General features: G+C 45.1%; 14 protein-coding genes and 1 riboswitch. Of the genes, 3 read left to right on the top strand and 11 right to left on the bottom strand.

The window, feature by feature from the left end; all coding sequences use genetic code 11:
* Positions 1-126 precede the first annotated feature (126 nt).
* The 3 genes from G8O23_RS00595 to G8O23_RS00585 are packed head-to-tail and all read right to left on the bottom strand — an operon-like array spanning position 127 to position 2,406.
* Complete coding sequence (locus tag G8O23_RS00595; RefSeq protein ID WP_166360646.1) at positions 127-651, bottom strand: GNAT family N-acetyltransferase; 525 nt, start codon at positions 649-651, stop codon at positions 127-129.
* A 5-nt stretch (positions 652-656) separates the two neighbouring features.
* Complete coding sequence (locus G8O23_RS00590; protein ID WP_166360644.1) at positions 657-1,367, bottom strand: LytR/AlgR family response regulator transcription factor; 711 nt, start codon at positions 1,365-1,367, stop codon at positions 657-659.
* A 7-nt stretch (positions 1,368-1,374) separates the two neighbouring features.
* Positions 1,375-2,406: a sensor histidine kinase gene (locus G8O23_RS00585; protein WP_166360642.1), complete on the bottom strand. Its 1,032-nt coding sequence runs from the start codon at positions 2,404-2,406 to the stop codon at positions 1,375-1,377.
* Positions 2,407-2,641: 235 nt separating this feature from the next.
* Between G8O23_RS00585 and G8O23_RS00580 the strand changes: the two genes are divergently transcribed.
* The 3 genes from G8O23_RS00580 to G8O23_RS00570 all read left to right on the top strand — a co-directional run bounded on the left by G8O23_RS00580 (position 2,642) and on the right by G8O23_RS00570 (position 6,709).
* On the top strand, positions 2,642-4,426 hold the full coding sequence (locus G8O23_RS00580) for a serine hydrolase domain-containing protein (RefSeq protein ID WP_166360640.1): 1,785 nt from the start codon (positions 2,642-2,644) through the stop codon (positions 4,424-4,426).
* A gap of 61 nt (positions 4,427-4,487) precedes the next feature.
* Entirely contained in the window at positions 4,488-4,916 is a 429-nt protein-coding gene (locus G8O23_RS00575; protein ID WP_166360638.1) for a hypothetical protein, read from the top strand.
* Between the two features lie 104 nt (positions 4,917-5,020).
* Entirely contained in the window at positions 5,021-6,709 is a 1,689-nt protein-coding gene (locus G8O23_RS00570; RefSeq protein WP_166360636.1) for a serine hydrolase, read from the top strand.
* Between the two features lie 66 nt (positions 6,710-6,775).
* On the opposite strand, the gene thiH is transcribed toward G8O23_RS00570, so the two are convergent.
* From thiH to purL, 8 genes are all read right to left on the bottom strand, one after another.
* Positions 6,776-7,888, bottom strand: coding sequence for a 2-iminoacetate synthase ThiH (gene thiH / locus G8O23_RS00565; protein ID WP_166360634.1), 1,113 nt, complete (start codon positions 7,886-7,888; stop codon positions 6,776-6,778).
* A 6-nt stretch (positions 7,889-7,894) separates the two neighbouring features.
* Positions 7,895-8,665 (bottom strand): thiazole synthase, encoded by a 771-nt coding sequence (locus tag G8O23_RS00560; protein WP_166360632.1) that lies wholly within the window; start codon positions 8,663-8,665, stop codon positions 7,895-7,897.
* 2 nt (positions 8,666-8,667) lie between these two features.
* On the bottom strand, positions 8,668-9,306 hold the full coding sequence (gene thiE, locus G8O23_RS00555) for a thiamine phosphate synthase (RefSeq protein ID WP_166360630.1): 639 nt from the start codon (positions 9,304-9,306) through the stop codon (positions 8,668-8,670).
* Between the two features lie 5 nt (positions 9,307-9,311).
* The gene (locus tag G8O23_RS00550; protein WP_166360628.1) at positions 9,312-10,079 is read right to left on the bottom strand and encodes a hydroxymethylpyrimidine/phosphomethylpyrimidine kinase; all 768 of its coding nucleotides are present in this window, start codon (positions 10,077-10,079) and stop codon (positions 9,312-9,314) included.
* A complete protein-coding gene (locus G8O23_RS00545) occupies positions 10,066-10,665 on the bottom strand; it encodes a thiamine phosphate synthase (protein ID WP_166360626.1) in 600 nt (199 codons plus the stop codon). Before G8O23_RS00545 ends, G8O23_RS00550 begins: the two co-directional genes overlap by 14 nt.
* A gap of 4 nt (positions 10,666-10,669) precedes the next feature.
* On the bottom strand, positions 10,670-12,469 hold the full coding sequence (gene thiC, locus G8O23_RS00540) for a phosphomethylpyrimidine synthase ThiC (protein ID WP_166360624.1): 1,800 nt from the start codon (positions 12,467-12,469) through the stop codon (positions 10,670-10,672).
* Between the two features lie 66 nt (positions 12,470-12,535).
* Complete coding sequence (gene thiS / locus G8O23_RS00535; protein ID WP_166360622.1) at positions 12,536-12,739, bottom strand: sulfur carrier protein ThiS; 204 nt, start codon at positions 12,737-12,739, stop codon at positions 12,536-12,538.
* 46 nt (positions 12,740-12,785) lie between these two features.
* Positions 12,786-12,880: riboswitch (TPP riboswitch) on the bottom strand.
* 309 nt (positions 12,881-13,189) lie between these two features.
* The gene (gene purL / locus G8O23_RS00530) at positions 13,190-16,885 is read right to left on the bottom strand and encodes a phosphoribosylformylglycinamidine synthase (RefSeq protein ID WP_166360621.1); all 3,696 of its coding nucleotides are present in this window, start codon (positions 16,883-16,885) and stop codon (positions 13,190-13,192) included.
* Positions 16,886-17,214 lie beyond the last annotated feature (329 nt).

The raw sequence follows: 17,214 nt of genomic DNA, 5'->3' as shown, positions 1-17,214 counted from the left end.
TACAACTCAACAGGTATAGGGATATACTTACTTTAAATATTGATAATAGAGATTATCATCGCTTGGATGTTGAAAAATGCCAACAGTCGCTATGGATTAAAAAACTACCAATCGTAAAGGCCCTAACTACAAACAGTACACATTGCTTGCTATGGTTTTAACCCATTGGGCAACTCTCTCTTTGGCTATCGCCGGGTGAGTTGTCATAAGCCTGAGCTCCACCTGAGGTTTAACGCCATCGTACGAGGGCTGCATATACACCTGAGGAAGAATAGCAAATCCTAGCTCTTTGTAAAACTTAACCCTTCTGATACTTAAATCATCAATAGGTGGTTCCACCTCAAGAACTATTGGTTTTTCTTCATTCCGAACCAGTGTGGTCATCACCTCCTTTCCTACCCCCCTGCCCCTATGCTCGGGCGATACAGCAAAATGCTCTACAAATGTAAAATCGATAAAGTTCCAAATAGAGATAAACCCAACGTTTACGTTGATGTTAAGTACTCGAAAAATCTTGAAATTGGGCTTTGACAATTGGGTCACCAACTCGTTAAACTCACGACGCTCATATGCAGGAAAACTGTTTACATACAGTTCTCTTATCTGCTCAAGATCGTGCACGGATACCACTTGTTGAAACGTGAGCGCCATGTGAACTACCTATTAACTCTAGTCAGAAACTGCTCTCGATAGGTTATTCCAATGGGTATCTGCTTGCCACCCACCACCACATCGTGACGTTCGATGGCCTCGAGATGTTTTAATGAAATTACGAACGACTTGTGAATACGAATAAACTCGTCGCTGGAAAGCATTTCCAACACTTCTTTCATGGTAAGCAGCGACATCACCTTGCGCTCGCGGGTGTGGAAACACATATAGTTACCTGCTGCCTCAATGTACAGAATCTCACTGGGCCATACCTTAACCAGCTGATTTCCGCTCTTGATAAAGAGCGGTTCTTTTGATTCCCCCGGGACTATTGCAGTCTCTTTTTGATGATTCTGTTTTGTGGAGCCAATCTGCCCCGAAGCCTTGCTAACCGCTTTAAGAAATCGCTCGTATTTTACGGGTTTTACGAGGTAATCAACAGCGTTGTACTCATAGCTCTCGGCAGCAAACTCGGGGTAGGCTGTGGTAAACACCACCATGGGAGGCGTTTGAAGCGCTCTGATTAGCTGAATACCCGACAGTTCGGGCATGTTGATATCAAGAAAAATTACATCCACCTTCTCCCTATTAAGATAATCAAGCGCCTTAAACGGATTGCTAAAGCACTGGGTTAACTCAAGGAATGGAGTGCGCTGAATGTAATCCTTAATAAGGTCGAGCGAAAAAGGCTCATCATCAATTACTACACATCTCATGGTTTAGCTATTCAAGATTAAGCAGCAATTTAACCATAAATTCCTTACCGTTATTGTCTATGGAAAGTTTATGCTTTGCGGGGTAGAGGATATTTAGCCTTTTCTGGGTGTTTTTTATCCCAATGCCAGAGTTTTTGCTATCAACTGGGTGCCCATTTTTGAATATTGGGTTGCGGGCGGTGAACTCCATCTCGCCATTCTGAAAATTCATAGCTAGCAGTATATCCGATTGTTGCTCAAGCTTAACGCCATACTTAAAAGCATTCTCAATGAACGGGATAAGGATTAGCGGTGCAATACGATAGCCTGTGTAATGCCCATCAACGGTGAAGGTTACGGTAACAGGCAAGTCGCTCGAAAAACGCATCTTTTGTAGATTGATGTAATTGCGGATAAAATCAATCTCTTTCTCCACCTCAATCTTATCAACATTGCTATCGTATATCATGTAGCGCATTAGCACCGACAGCTTTTCAATAATATCGGCGGTTTGGTCGTCGCCCTTGCGGCTAGCGCTAGAGTAGGCCATATTTAGTACATTGAACAGGAAATGCGGGTTTAGCTGGGTTTTCAGAAAGTTCAGCTCAGCAGTTAGCTTCTCGCGGACAAGCTCCTGTTTTTTATTCTCACTCACCACCCACCTCCGAGTAAACCCATAACCCAATGCCAGCGATGCATATAATAGATGTACAACTGCATTTGTTATCAACACGCCAAAGAATGGCTCGGGAGTGTCGGAGTATAACGAGACCATTAGGAAAAAGTCAACGATAGTTTCGAGCAAGGTAAAGCCAGCAAAAACAAGTACAAAGCCTATAATGAAGTGCTTCAGCTGATTTCTATTCGCATATCTGGGGATAAGAAAAAGTGTAATTGAATAGAAAATAGCAGCGTTTATTATGTTACCAACGGTAATAGGGGCTACTAGTGTTCCATCAATCTTGTTGAATGGTCCTATGGTGCGGATAAATACAATGGCAGAAATGTATAGCCCTAACCAAATGGCGATATGGATAATGGGTTCGATAAATCTTTTCATACAATGGTTTTCCAGCAAAATAAGACAAAAATTCGCATATAGATGTTTCAAATTGATGAATTGCCAATTTATTATCTGAACTACCCATTTGGGTTGATGAATTCAATTTGAATAGCGCCCTCCCCTATTTATCACTTTATCCGCCCAATACATATAGTTACTGATTTTAAGGACTTTTGACGTCTATATTTGCTCTCAAATAATTTAGAATTGCAACCACAAAACCAATAAAACAATGAAAGCAATAACCATTCTGTTTTTAGTCATCTTGCTCTTAAGCAATTGCAGCAAAAGCAATCCAACAAATGGGATTCCAGTAAAGGAGCCCTCGGTAAATATTAAAGCAATTGAGGCTAACATTGAAAACCTTATGCAAGGATATGCTTTTCACGGTCGATTTTCGGGAACCATTCTAATTGCAAAAGACGATAGAATACTGTATCAAAATAGCTTTGGGCATGCCGATATAAAGAATGGAACAGAAAACAGCAACTCATCGGTTTATGGCATTGGGAGCGTTACCAAGCAATTCACTGCCACCGCAATACTTAAGCTGGCGCAAGATGGTAGGTTAGAGTTAACAGATAAAATATCCGATTACTTTCCTGCGCTTGGAGAAACAGTATCCCATATAACAATCCACCATCTGCTTAGCATGAGCTCGGGAATTTACGAAGATTTCTCGCGCAGTAAAACCTACGATATCGAGAGTATAATTTTTCCTGAACCTCACCCCATATCAACCAGTGCGCTTGTACATTACTTTGGCGAGCTAACATCCGATAGCAAGCCAGGCAAAACTTACGACTACAGCAACATGAACTATATACTACTGGCAGCAATTGTTGAAAAGGTAAGCGGACAGGATTATGGCGAATTTCTTAAGGAAAACTTTTGGCAGAAACTGGGGATGAACTCAACCACATTTGGAAGCGAGAATGTGCAGGAAAACTTGTTGGCAAAGCCCTACATTGGATTGCCAAGTCATCATAAAACACCCAACTACTGGCACGACTCATGGGTACTTGGAGCGGGGGGTGCTTTCTCATCGGCTCACGATTTACATACCTGGATGTATAACATTGCCAACCGCAATGTGTTAGATTCGCTGAACACAAACAGGCTCTTTCGAAAGCAAATCAGCACTGGAAACGATAGCTATGCCTATGGTTGGCAAGTTGGAATGCGGAAAGGGAACGAATACCGCTTTCACGATGGAGGTACCCTTGGCTATGTTTGCGAAGCTGGATATTTTCCCGAGCACAATATATATATGGTTGTACTTACCAATCATACCCATGATTTAATGGAGATTGGGAAATCGGTACGTCTAAACAAGGCGATAGTTAGCAACTTACAAAACATTCTTTTCGACGAACCTTTCACGGCCCTTCCAATCCCGAAGAAGAACTCAACAATCAGCATATCGGGCAATTTCAATGTAGGTACATATAATTATGAGATTTCTCAGGAAGCAGGAAATACAAACATAATTACCCTGAACAATGGCCCATCAATCCTTGACCTACCCTTTTGGCAAGATCTAACAGAAGATACCAAACGGTTTAAAAAGGCTGAGAAGATTGCCGTTGCCTTTGGTGAGGAAAACTTTAGGTACGTTAGAAAAAAAGCGGGGCTAATGCTAAAGATTTTAGTATCAACAAAAAAACTCGACCAGATATGGGATGAGATTACGGGAGAAAAAGGAAACTTTTTAGGGTATAACTTTTATAGAATCCCGGGTGGAACCATTAAATCGAGCTACTGGGTGCGATTGGTACACGAGAAAAAGGAGATTGGACTTCGCCTGTCATTTAACAAAAGAGGTAGAATGATGGGGATGCATATCGATCAGTCGTTCTCGTTTGGTGGGCCGATTCAAGTTGAGGCTAAGGTAATTGATGATAAGATGTTATTTGTAGATGGGTTTAAATACGGATACCCCGATGCTTACATTATTCAAAAGGAAGGAAACTGGATTTTAAAAACGGAAACAGCCGAATTAGAAATTGATTTATAAGCATTTACTCCTTTAATTAAATCAAATAGCACATAATAAAACAATCAAAAACAAATGCATTATGGAATTTATAATAATCACACTTGGATCACTGGCCTTAGGAAGCCTAGCTTGGACAGTAATTCAAATTGTTAAACCCGAACTCTTTTTTAAGGCAGAAGAAGCGAATACAAAGGGGAAGCGTCCAGCGTGGTATCTCATTGGAGGCATTATAGGATTAGCGATTCTAATTACTTTATGGATTCAAGCATTTAGTTTACAGATGGTATCGGTATGGATTCTAACAGGCGTTTTCACTTTAGGTTCGCTAAAGGCATTCGGAATTGTTTTTTTCTACGAGAAATTTAGCAGTGGAGTAACCAAATTAGTAAGCACCGTTCAGAAAGATAGAAAAGCTTATTGGACCATGGTTCTGTCGCGTGCTGCTCTATGTATAGTCCTCTGCTTAGCCACGCTTTACTTTGCAGAATACTTTGGCCCCGTGCACTAAAATGGCAGCAATTACAAACAAGCAAAAATGAGCTGGTATAGCTGAATATTATTAATTGAATGATAAACAATTACACTTTTTAGTCAATCATTAAACCTTACACAATGAAAAATCTAATTTTAACTATCGCACTAGTAAAGATGATGTTAGCCTTTTCAGCGACCTCAGGTGTTGCTCAAGTTGAAAACCTGCAAAGCAAAATTGATTCGCTAATGATTACTCAGCTAAGCGAAGACCTTCCCGGTGGCGCAATTGCCGTACTTTCGAGCAGTGGAGTTATTTATAAGAATTCCTTCGGAATAATGGACGTTGAGCAAAACCTTAAAATCGATGAGAACACCCTGTTCGATCTGGCATCGGTTGCCAAGCAGTTCACCGCCTACGCCATAATGCTGCTGGAGCAAGAAGGGAAAATTGATTTGGATGAGGATATAAGAACGTACTTAGGAGATTTACCCGACTATGAGCATAGGATAACCGTACGACATTTGCTCCAGCATACCAGTGGCATAGCCTCAACCGATTGGCTAAGAATAATGATTGGCAGTTCCTTCGACGAGGTGTGGAGTCATAACGATGAAATTAAGCTGCTTAAGCAGTATTCGCAGCTAAACTTCAAACCAAACACGCAGCATGTATACTCCAATGGAGGCTACTCATTTCTGGCCAGCATTGTTGAAGAGGTTAGCGGAATGTCCTTTGCCGATTTTATGAATCAACGGATATTTAAACCGCTGGGTATGGAAACGGCATTGGTAAACGCCCGCCCAGATCTAAGGCTGGTGAACGATGCAATTGGCTACGAGATAGTTGAGGGGAAACCCGTAAAGGTTAGTTCCACCACCGACTATAGCTACGGTAGCGGAAATGTTTGGGCAAACTTAAGCGATATGATTAAATGGGGACAGAACTTCCTTTCGCCAAAAGTTGGGAATGCTGAGATGATTAACCGAATCTTTAGTAAATACAACACGCTTGATAACGGCGACAGTATATCATACACATACGGTTTCTTTGTTAGAGAGCACAAAGGCATTAAGCTCGTTATGCATCAGGGAGGGGTTCCTGGCTTCAGAAATTACTTAATGATTTTCCCTAATGACAACCTGGTAATTACTGCACATTTTAACAACGAGAACATTAATGCTTGGGGCATTGTTAATGGAATTGCCGACATAGTGCTTTCCAATAAAATCGAGGAAAAGCCAGCTAAACCCCGAATTGAGGTGGCCCTGAACGTTGAAAAGGCGAAGCAGTTTGCAGGCACCTACGAGCTAGCCGATGGTATGGAGTTAACCTTTAAGGTTGAGCAGGATACATTCTGGCTTGTTTTGCCTGATGATGATAAATTTCAACTATTTGCCGAGGACGATTACAACTTTTTCCTAAAGGCATTTAATGCTCAATGCACTTTTGTAAAAACCGAAGACAATAAGGTTAACCAAATGGTTTGGCATCAGCGGAAAAACTCACATAATGGCACAAGAGTTGGCGAAAGAATTGCTTTGGGAGAGGATGATATTATGCTATTTGCTGGACACTACATCCAAAGCGATTTGAACATAGAGTACCCTGTAACCTTTGAGAATGGAACGCTTTACGTTCAAACCCCTTCAACTTTTATGAAATACTTTAGAGTTGATAGGATGGAGCTTAAGCACGTTAGTGGCGATAGGTTCCATAACAGCATATTTGGTATTCTTGAGTTTACCCGCAATAAGGAAGGTAAGGTAAACGGATTTGTAATGCCGGAGCTTGGCAGGTTGCAGAATGTGAGGTTCGATTTGATGTAAACCCACCTAAACGCAAAAGACGCTAGGACGCAAAATGCCCTAGCGTCTTTGTATATAAACACTTGGCTATTGCAGAACCTTATCCCAATCTTTCCAAACAGGCTCGTAGCCATCGTTTCTCAGATAATCGGCCACTTCTTGTGGGGTTCTGCCATCGGATATGTGAAACTGCTCCAAATCTTTTCGCTCATTGGCATAGCCACCGGGTTCGGTTTTTGAGCCTGCGCTCATGGAGGTTATGCCCAGCTTGTAGGCATTATTCCTGAACCTTACCGATTCACGGGTAGAGAGGGCTAACTCCACATTCTCGTCAAAAATGCGGTAGGCGGTAATTAGCTGAATTAGCTCCCTATCGCTCACGGGAAAATTTGGTTGAAAGTTACCAGTATGCGGGCGCAACCTCGGGAAAGCTACCGAGTATTTAGTTTTCCAATAGTTTTTTTGTAAGTACCTAAGGTGCATTGCAAGGTAGGTGCTATCAACACGCCAGTCCTCCAGCCCAAGAAGTACGCCAAGCCCCACCCTGTGTACCTGTGCTTTACCAATTCTCTCGGGGGTTTCGAGCCTGTAGGCATAATCGCCCTTTGGCCCCGTGGGATGATAGGTTGGGTAGGTTTCTCTGTTGTACGTTTCCTGGTACACGTAAACCGTATTCAACCCATTGGCCGATAGCGCAGCATACTCTTGGGCTCCCATAGGTTGCACTTCAATGGATATTTGGCTAAAATGTGGGCGCAGCAGCTCCACCGCTTTTAGCAGATACTCAAAGCCAGCCTCCTTGGGATACTCGCCTGTTACCAGCAGCAAGTGCTCAAACCCAGTTCTTTTAATGGCATGGGCCTCCTCCAGTATCTGGTCAAACGAAAGGGTGCGTCGCTTAAGTTGGTTTTTATGGCTAAAACCGCAGTAAGCACAACTATTGCAGCAGGCATTGGAAAGATATAAGGGGATATATAGCTGCATAGTTTTCCCGAATCGTTTCTGGGTAAGCCCGTGGCTCAGCTGAGCCATTTGCTCAAGGTAAGGAGCGGCTGCTGGTGATACAAGCGCCATAAAATCCTGAATGTTTCCACTCCCCGCATTGCACAGGGCACGTTCTACATCGGAGGGTGTACGGCTATATATATCATGGGTTACGCTATCCCAATCCACTTTCTCTATGGTATCAATAAATGGCATAATTGGCTATAATTTCTCGTCGAGGAATTTGGTTAGTGGGCTGCTGGCGTGGGCCTCAACCGATTGCCTTCCCAGTTTTGCTTCAAAGGCCATACGTCCAGCCTCCACGGCCAACCTAAAGGCACGCGCCATTTCAATAGGGTTACCCGCCACGGCAATGGCGGTGTTAACCAGCACGGCATCAACCCCCATCTCCATTGCCTCGGCAGCGTGCGAGGGAGCACCAATGCCAGCGTCAACAATCACAGGCACGTTGCTTTGCTCAACAATTATCTTTATAAAATCGCGGGTAAGTATCCCACGGTTGCTCCCTATGGGCGAACCAAGTGGCATAACCGCTGCTGTTCCAGCATCCTCCAACTTTTTGCAAAGCACGGGGTCGGCAGCAATGTAGGGCAAAACAATAAAGCCTTGCTTTGCAAGCTCGTAGGTTGCCTTAAGAGTCTCTTCCCCGTCGGGCAGCAGGTAGCGGGGATCTGGATGAATCTCAACCTTAATAAAGTTAGTTTCCAGGGCCTCGCGGGCAAGCTGAGCAGCAAAAACTGCCTCCTTGGCATTGCGAACCCCTGAGGTGTTGGGTAGTAGGTGTACACCGGGAATCCTCAAATGCTTGAGCATGTCGTCGTTGGGGTTGTTGGTGTCGATGCGTTTAAGCGCAAGAGTTACCAGCTCCGAGCCCGACTCCCTTATGGACAAGCTCATGGTTTCGTTGGATGGGAACTTCCCCGTTCCGGTGAATAGTCTCGATTTAAAAGTTACGTTTCCAATGGTTAGCATAGCTATTGGATATTTTGAATGGTTTGTAGTAATTTTTCTGTTGCTTCAATTATATTCTCGGAATTACATATGTTGCCCGATAAGGCAACTCCGTAAACCCCAATGCCTAAAATGCTCTCAATATCGTTAACCTCTATGCCACCTATGGCAATTATTGGGATATGGCAATCCTTGCTACCCATGAAGCTAACGGCCTCTCTATACCCATCAATCCCTATGGGAGCACTAAGTTTCTCCTTGGTTTTTGTAAATCGATATGGCCCATACCCAACGTAGTTGATGGGCTGAGCAATTGCATGCTCTAGTTCAGCAAGATTGTTGGCGGTTGCACCAATTATTTTGTGAGGGCCAAGTATTCTTCGGACCTCAACAGGTAGCATATCCTCGCGGCCCAGATGTACCCCACAAGCATTGAGTTCGGCTGCTACCTCAACGCAGTCGTTCACAATAAACCTAACGTTGCTTTCCCTACATAGGGATGATATTGGTCTGCCTACTTCAATCATCTCATCCTTAGTAAAACCCTTTAACCTGAGCTGCACCCAATTGCCACCACCCTTAATGTAGCGTTCAACCTGATTAAAAATAGGTGTTTGGCTCCATTGATTTGTTATAAAATGTAGTTTTGATATGTTGTTCATTGCACCTAATCGTAATTAAAATTTCTGCTGATATAGTTACTGTGGAAGCCCAGAAGGCTATTGTGTGAGTTGATATAGCCGCTTACGTACTGTTGCGCCTGCTTGCAGGCGTTGGGCAGCGGTTGGCCAAGTGCCAAAGACACTGCAATGGCCGACGAAACCACGCAGCCCGTTCCGTGCTTCTGGAACTTGGAACGGGGTTGAGTAAACCGATGAACCTCATTGCCAAAGTATAAAGTGTCTGTAACCTCACTGGCATTGCTATGCCCACCCTTCAGCAGAACAGCACAGCCAGTAGAAACGGAAATATCTGCATAACTGGTATTGCCGAAAAGAGCCTGTGCCTCTGGCAAATTGGGGGTGATGCAGGTAATTTTGGGAAGGATATCCGTAGCCCTAAGCCTGCTTTGCTGGTGAAGAGCAAACCCTGCGCTTGCCGATAGCACTGGGTCCCATACAATGGGGATGTTACAATCCTGCTCAGCAAGGCGTTCAGCAATAAGGGTAAGCAGCTCAACCGACTGAATAATCCCAATTTTGCAAGCAGAAATGGGATATCTTCCAACAATAGCATCGAGCTGCCTTAGCAAAAAGTGGCTATCTGTCCAGCAGTTTGCCATAAATGCGCTCTCGGTTTGTATGGTATTGGCCGAAACCACACCCATGCAGTAACCCCCTAGCTGCTCAATGGTTTTGCAATCGGCGAGTATTCCGGCCCCACCGCAGGGGTCGAACCCCGAAATGCAGAGCACTATGGGTTTAAAGGAGGTCATCGGCAATTTGTTTTAGGTTGATAAAATGACTAACAATATTCTGGGGTTCTCTATTCCATAGCGCACCAAGTACAGCAATACCTTTAAAATTCATTCCTTTGGCATTTGGAGCTGTAGCTATGTCAACACCTCCAAGAGCAAAAAGTGGCACCTTCGAATATTTGTTTGCCTCTGCAAGCTGGTTATCGGCAAAAGCTGAATTATACCCATTCTTTGATATACTGCTAAAAACTGGGCTAATAAAGGCATACTCGTAGGCTGAGCTTAGCCCAATTGCCTCCTCAACGCTATGGGTTGATACGCTTACTCTCAGATGCTTGTACCTTTCTTCGTACCTCTTCCCTTTTGCCGTATTGGTTATGTGGATACCACCCACACCCAAATCGTTGGCCAAAAAGTAGTGGCTATGCAACGTTACCCTTTCCCTGAACTGTACAGGTATTTGACGTACAAGTTCTGCAATTTTTGCTGGCTCCCACTCGGGTTTGCGAATATGAAGCAACTCCAACCCATTTTCAAAAAGGGATTGAACAATCTTCTCTTCGAACCTAAAAGAGTTGGGATGAGTAATTAGCGCCAGCTTCATTAGCTTACTGCTTTACGTAAACATCGCCACCCGCTTTGGCGAATTGCTCCTTTTTCTTTTCCAGCCCCTCCACCATTTGGTTTACCTGCTGCGAGGTTTGCATTGAGCAAAATTTCTCGCCACACATGCTACAAAAATGCTTTAGCTTGGCACCCTCGTCGGGAAGGGTTTCATCATGAAAGGCCAGCGATTTTTCGGGATCGAGGCTAATGTGGAACTGGTCCCTCCACCTGAACTCGAAACGAGCCTTGCTCATGGCATTGTCACGATAATGCGCACCGGGATGCCCCTTAGCGATATCGGCAGCATGGGCTGCCAGCTTGTAGGTTATAACGCCCTCCTTCACATCGTCCCTATTGGGAAGCCCAAGGTGCTCCTTTGAGGTTACGTAGCAAAGCATTGAGGTGCCAAACCAGCCAATCATTGCACCCCCAATGGCCGATGTTATGTGGTCGTACCCAGGGGCAATATCGGTTACCAATGGGCCAAGGGTGTAGAATGGAGCACCATGGCAGTGCTTTTCTTGCAGCTCCATATTCTCCTTTATCTTGTGCATTGGTACATGACCTGGGCCCTCAATTATTACCTGCACATGCTTATCCCACGCCATTTTGGTAAGTTCGCCAAGGGTTTCGAGCTCTGCAAACTGTGCGCGGTCGTTGGCATCGGCAATGGAGCCGGGTCTAAGCCCATCGCCCAGCGATACGGCCACATCGTACTGAGCCAGAATATCGCAAATCTCGTTGAAATGGGTGTATAGAAAATTCTGCTTATGGTGCAGCATGCACCATTTAGCCAGAATGGAACCCCCACGCGACACAATTCCCGTGGTGCGCTTTGCGGTAAGAGGCACATGCTCCCATAACAAACCTGCATGAATGGTAAAATAGTCAACCCCTTGCTCAGCCTGCTCGATAAGAGTATCCCTGAACACCTCCCAGCTAAGCTCCTCAACGTTTCCGTTCACCTTCTCAAGGGCTTGGTATATTGGCACGGTGCCAACTGGTACTGGAGAATTTCGGATAATCCACTCACGGGTTTCATGAATATTTTGCCCTGTCGATAAATCCATAATGGTATCGGCACCCCAGCGAAAAGCCCACACGGCCTTCTCCACCTCCTCGTTAATGCTCGAAGTAACGGGCGAGTTGCCAATATTGGCGTTAATCTTCACAAGGAAATTTCTTCCAATAATCATCGGTTCCACCTCGGGGTGGTTTATGTTGGCTGGGATAATGGCTCTGCCCTCTGCCACCTCATTTCGCACAAACTCGGCTGTTATGGGTTGTGGGATTGAGTTAGCGGCCCCATTACTTCCAGCATAAGCCCTGTGCATTGCCTCAATGTTCTGAGTCTCCCTTATGGCTATGTACTCCATTTCGGGGGTAATTATGCCCTTGCGTGCGTAGTACATCTGGGTTATTGGCGTAGTCCCTTTAGCCCTTTGGGGAGTTGCAACGGTGTGTGGAAAGCGGAGCGAATCCAACTCCCTATTCGCAAACCGTTCATTTCCGTATTCCGATGTGGGTTTGGACAACCTAACGGTATCGTTCCTTTGCTCAATCCATTGCTCTCTAATTCTTGGAATACCCTTTTGTACATCTACCAGGATTTGGGAGTCGGTGTACGGTCCCGATGTGTCGTAAATATAAATTGGGCTATTGGGGGTAACCTCTCCATTGCTCCCTTTTGTTGGCGACATAGCCACCTCGCGCATAGGCACTCTAACGGTTGGGTTATTTGGACTTTGGATATAAACCTTTTTTGAGCCAGGTATGGGCTCCTGGGTTATTGCTTTAGACATGATATCTACTATTTATAAGATTTGATTACTCGGTATGTTTGCTCATTCTCTAATGGTCAGCACCCTCTAGCCCCCCTGTGCAACTCTAATTACAAGGATCTTATCGTTGGGGCTAAGTGTGTGGCCAGGCCAGTGAGCCTTGGGGATTACCCGGTTGTTAACGGCTACGGCTATGCCCGACTGATTCTTAATATCAATCAGTTCAAGGGCTAAGCTGAGCGAGGTGTGCTCGTTAACGGTATAAGGCTTGTCATTGATTAGTATCTCCATACATTATCTTTTAAAAGATTAAAAAATTGTAGGGAGATGCTGTAGGGTTGAGGCAGGTATATGTTCCTTCGGCAGTACTAACTACATCAGGTTCAAAGGGTATAATCTCAGCCCAAAAAAAGGGCACCCCCCATACGTGGGCAAAGGTAGGAAAAAATTTACAAGCAAGATGTACTTATGCCAATGAGCATAACACAAAAAGACTTTTACCTATATACTAAGAAACTGTTTAAATTTAGTTTGATAGTTTAATTATGGAACTTTCGACATCAATAATACTGTTGTTTCCTAAGACGGAAGACCGAAGTAACTCTTCGGAAACATCATGCTACAAACAATATCAAGTAAGCCCTAACGCTATTTCTGTAGAGGGTTGATTCTGTTTGGACTGTCTTTGAGTTTGTAAACTAATTGAATAAAACTTAACAACTTTTAAACTTATCAACACCCTCACTTCCTCTCTTCAATCCATTTCCTTGCATTCACAAATGCCTCGAGCCAAGGAGTAACCACATCGCTCTTTCGATTTTCGGGGTAGTGCGCCCACTGCCATGGAAAAATTGCCCTTTCGAGGTGGGGCATCATGGCAAGGTGGCGACCATTGTGTGAGCATATTGCTGCCGCATTGTAATCGCTGCCATTGGGGTTGGCTGGATAGTGCTCGTAACCATAAACACCCGCAATATGGTACTGCTCCTTACTTAGGGGTAGATGGTATTTACCCTCGCCGTGGGCAATCCACACGCCAAGGCGTGTTCCTTGGAGCGACTGGAGCATAACCGAATGGTTTGGCTGTATCTCCACATTCACAAATCCCGACTCGAACTTATGGCTATCGTTATGAAGCATTTTTGGCCGCTGGCTATGCTCGGGATAAACCAGATTTAGCTCAACCATTAGCTGGCATCCATTGCAAATCCCAAGGCTTAGCGTATTGTCACGTTTGTAGAAGTTATCTAGCGCTGTGCGCGCCTTATCGTTGTATAGGAATGCGCCTGCCCATCCCTTGGCTGAGCCAAGCACATCGGAGTTTGAGAACCCGCCCACAAATACAATAAAATCAATCTCCTCAAGGTTTTCACGGCCGTTTATCAGGTCGGTCATATGCACATCCTTCACATCGAACCCAGCAAGGAACATGGAGTATGCCATCTCGCGGTCGCCATTAACACCCTTCTCGCGTATAATGGCTCCCTTGGCCTTGCGCTTCCCTGCGGGTGGTGTAGCTGTTAACCCATACGATTCGAGCGTGCCTTTAAAGTCATTATTAAAGCTATAGTTCAGCACCTGCTGGCTAAAGTTGCTGTAACGTGCCTGAGCCAATTGCTTTCCGCTCTGGTCTTGGTCTAGTAAATACGATGTTCTGTACCATAGATGGCGAAGCTCATCTATGCTTAGTGATACAGTATCACCGTTGGCAATAATGCTTGCTTTCCGCTCTGGTGTGGGTTTGGCAATTTGAGCAAATTCAATACCGTGCTTTGCAAGAATAGCGGTTACTTTATCAACCACAGCAACCTGAATTAGAACGCTGGGGTTCTCGCTGAATAGAACCTTCACCAGGTCGGCCTTTTTGGTTAGCTCGGTTAGGTTGGCCTCAATTCCCCACGAGTTGTTTGCAAAGCACATCTCAAGTAGGGCTGTGGCTAAACCACCTGCAGACACATCGTGTCCTGCAAGTATGTAACCCTTGTCAATCAGCTCCTGAATTGCGCCGAATGCCTTGGCAAAGTATTCAACATCGGTAACGGTTGGGGCATCGTCGCCCAAATTATTCTGCGTTTGGGCAAAGCTACTGCCACCCAACTTATGCTCATCTTTTGATAGATTGATGTACAGGATTGGATAAGCCACATTTTTAACCATCACTGGCTCAACCACCTTGCGCACATCCGATACTTCGGCAACTGAGCTAACTATAACCGTTCCCGGTGAGAAAACCTTTTGCCCATCCTTGTACTTTTGGGTCATGGACAGGGAGTCTTTTCCAGTGGGAACGTTAACACCCAGCGCACAGCAGAAGTTGCTAAGTGCTTCAACGGCAGCGTATAAACGAGCATCCTCTCCTGCATTTTTGCAGGGCCACATCCAGTTGGCGCTTAGGCTCACACCCTTAAGCCCGTGGGTAAGAGGTGCCCAAACCAAATTTGTTAGCGCCTCGGCAACCGCAAGCACCGAGCCTGCCTCGGGGTTAATTAGCGCAGCTGCTGGGGCGTGACCAATTGAAGTTGCCACTCCCTCCTTGCCTCGGTAGTCGATGGCCGTTACCCCGCAGTTGTTCAGCGGTAGCTGAATTTCGCCAGCGCACTGCTGCTTGGCAATGCGACCAGTAACGGAGCGGTCAACCTTGTTGGTAAGCCAGTCCTTGCAAGCCACGGCCTCAAGTTGAAGCACCTGCTCAATGTATTCCTGTATTCTATTGGTATCGTACTTTACTGGTTCGAACTTCTCATTCAAATTGCTATCCTCCATTATGGTACGGGGTGCGTTGCCAAACATATCAACTAGCTGTAGGTCAATGGGTGCATTGCCCTTACTATCCTCAAACCTCAGATGCATATCGTCAGTGGTTTCGCCCACCACGTATATGGGGGAGCGTTCGCGCTCGGCCACTTTCTTCAAGCCTTCAATATCCTCATCCCTTAAAACCAGCCCCATACGCTCCTGCGACTCGTTGCCCACTATCTCCTTAGCCGACAAGGTGGGGTCGCCAATGGGTAATTTATCCAAGTGAATGGTTCCGCCCTTTGCCTCTACCAGCTCTGAGAGGCAGTTTAGGTGCCCTCCTGCTCCGTGGTCGTGGACAGATATAATTGGGTTGCTATCGCTCTCCACCATTGCCCTGATGGCGTTCATGGCACGCTTTTGCATCTCTGGGTTTGACCGCTGCACCGCATTCAGCTCAATGGCATTGGCAAACTCTCCAGTAGCAACGCTCGACACTGCTCCGCCTCCCATTCCAATGCGGTAGTTATCGCCACCTAGTACTACCACCTTGTCGCCTTGGGCTGGGGTGTCCTTTTGGCTATGCTCGCTCTTGCCAAAGCCAATGCCTCCAGCAAGCATAATTACCTTGTCGAACGCCATTGTTTTGCCATTCTCGGTATGCTCAAAGGTAAGCAGTGAACCGCAGATTAGAGGTTGGCCAAACTTGTTGCCAAAGTCGCTTGCACCATTTGATGCCTTAACCAGAATTTGCCTTGGTGTTTGGTAAAGCCAGGGACGCTCGGCAATATTCTTCTCCCATTCTCTTCCCCCTTTTAGGCGAGGGTAGGCAGTCATATAAACTGCTGTTCCAGCTAGGGGTAACGACCCCTTTCCACCAGCCAATCGGTCGCGAATTTCGCCACCAGTACCCGTTGCTGCACCGTTGAATGGCTCAACTGTGGTGGGGAAATTGTGCGTTTCGGCCTTTAGCGATATGGTGGATTGAAATTCCTTCTCGGTGAAAAAATCGGGCTTATTCTGGGTTAGAGGGGCAAATTGAACTGCATATGGTCCCGAGATAAAAGCCACATTATCTTTATAAGCTGAAACTAGAAAGTTTGGATTCTCTTTGGATGTTTTTTTGATTAGCTGGAAAAGGGTGCTGGGCTTCTCCTGACCATCAATAATAAAGGTGCCGTTGAATATTTTATGCCTACAATGCTCCGAATTAACTTGGGAGAAACCAAATACCTCGCTATCGGTTAGCTTGCGACCAAGTTTTTGGCTAAGGCTGTTGAGGTACTCCACCTCATCGTCGCTAAGGGCAAGCCCCTCCTGCTGATTGTATGCAGCCACATCGTCAATGTAAATTATGGGGTCGGGCTGTTTTTCAATGGTGAAGATATTCTGATTCAACTCCGTGTAAAGTACTTGGAGCATAGGGTCGAAATCAGCGTTTTCCCCATCAACAGCAAAAAATTCTTCAATACGGAGTATGCCCTCAATGCCCATATTTTGGGTAATCTCAACGGCGTTAGTGCTCCATGGGGTAATCATTTCACGCCTTGGTCCCACAAAGTAACCCTCAAGCCTTGGTTGATTAATCAATTTTGCTCCGCTAAAGAGCCATTCTAGTTTTTCGATCTCGATGCTGGATAGTTGAACCGATGAACCTACTGCAATTACCTGTTGGGATTTGCCTCCAAAGAGAATAACCATTTTATTTGGCATTTAAATTTGTATAAGAAATTAAAATTTCGCCAAAATTACGAAAATTATTGTGTGATTTGGAATTAGTTTTCCATACAACATCCCCTATAGTAAGAGATTCTACCAGCACACAACAACACCTCACCTATAATCCTATGGATTAGTTATTTGATTATGAATTTTGAATTAAACCAACTTACTTATAAATCTGTCTATTGTTGAGTCCACTCCGAAAAGTCCTTTTACCCGTAAATCCCCTAAACCTGCCTGCTGCAGGAAGGGGGGACTTGCTAAAATACTGATTTTTAAACTTTCCCCTGCCTGCCGCTTGCGCCGCA

Source organism: Perlabentimonas gracilis, assembly GCF_011174675.1.
GTDB classification, from domain to species: domain Bacteria; phylum Bacteroidota; class Bacteroidia; order Bacteroidales; family Tenuifilaceae; genus Perlabentimonas; species Perlabentimonas gracilis.
The sequence above is the reverse complement of the archived record's forward strand: the minus strand, read 5'-3'. Positions and strand labels throughout refer to the sequence as shown.

What these genes read in the sequence shown, in the direction of transcription:
- thiH (WP_166360634.1), bottom strand. Translation starts at nt 7,888, where the DNA reads ATGCCATTTATTGATACCATAGAGAAAGTGGATTGGGATAGCGTAACC.
- thiS (WP_166360622.1), bottom strand. Translation starts at nt 12,739, where the DNA reads ATGGAGATACTAATCAATGACAAGCCTTATACCGTTAACGAGCACACC.
- G8O23_RS00580 (WP_166360640.1), top strand. Translation starts at nt 2,642, where the DNA reads ATGAAAGCAATAACCATTCTGTTTTTAGTCATCTTGCTCTTAAGCAAT.
- G8O23_RS00545 (WP_166360626.1), bottom strand. Translation starts at nt 10,665, where the DNA reads ATGAAGCTGGCGCTAATTACTCATCCCAACTCTTTTAGGTTCGAAGAG.
- purL (WP_166360621.1), bottom strand. Translation starts at nt 16,885, where the DNA reads ATGGTTATTCTCTTTGGAGGCAAATCCCAACAGGTAATTGCAGTAGGT.
- G8O23_RS00570 (WP_166360636.1), top strand. Translation starts at nt 5,021, where the DNA reads ATGAAAAATCTAATTTTAACTATCGCACTAGTAAAGATGATGTTAGCC.
- G8O23_RS00550 (WP_166360628.1), bottom strand. Translation starts at nt 10,079, where the DNA reads ATGACCTCCTTTAAACCCATAGTGCTCTGCATTTCGGGGTTCGACCCC.
- thiE (WP_166360630.1), bottom strand. Translation starts at nt 9,306, where the DNA reads ATGAACAACATATCAAAACTACATTTTATAACAAATCAATGGAGCCAA.
- thiC (WP_166360624.1), bottom strand. Translation starts at nt 12,469, where the DNA reads ATGTCTAAAGCAATAACCCAGGAGCCCATACCTGGCTCAAAAAAGGTT.
- G8O23_RS00585 (WP_166360642.1), bottom strand. Translation starts at nt 2,406, where the DNA reads ATGAAAAGATTTATCGAACCCATTATCCATATCGCCATTTGGTTAGGG.
- G8O23_RS00595 (WP_166360646.1), bottom strand. Translation starts at nt 651, where the DNA reads ATGGCGCTCACGTTTCAACAAGTGGTATCCGTGCACGATCTTGAGCAG.
- G8O23_RS00575 (WP_166360638.1), top strand. Translation starts at nt 4,488, where the DNA reads ATGGAATTTATAATAATCACACTTGGATCACTGGCCTTAGGAAGCCTA.
- G8O23_RS00590 (WP_166360644.1), bottom strand. Translation starts at nt 1,367, where the DNA reads ATGAGATGTGTAGTAATTGATGATGAGCCTTTTTCGCTCGACCTTATT.
- G8O23_RS00560 (WP_166360632.1), bottom strand. Translation starts at nt 8,665, where the DNA reads ATGCTAACCATTGGAAACGTAACTTTTAAATCGAGACTATTCACCGGA.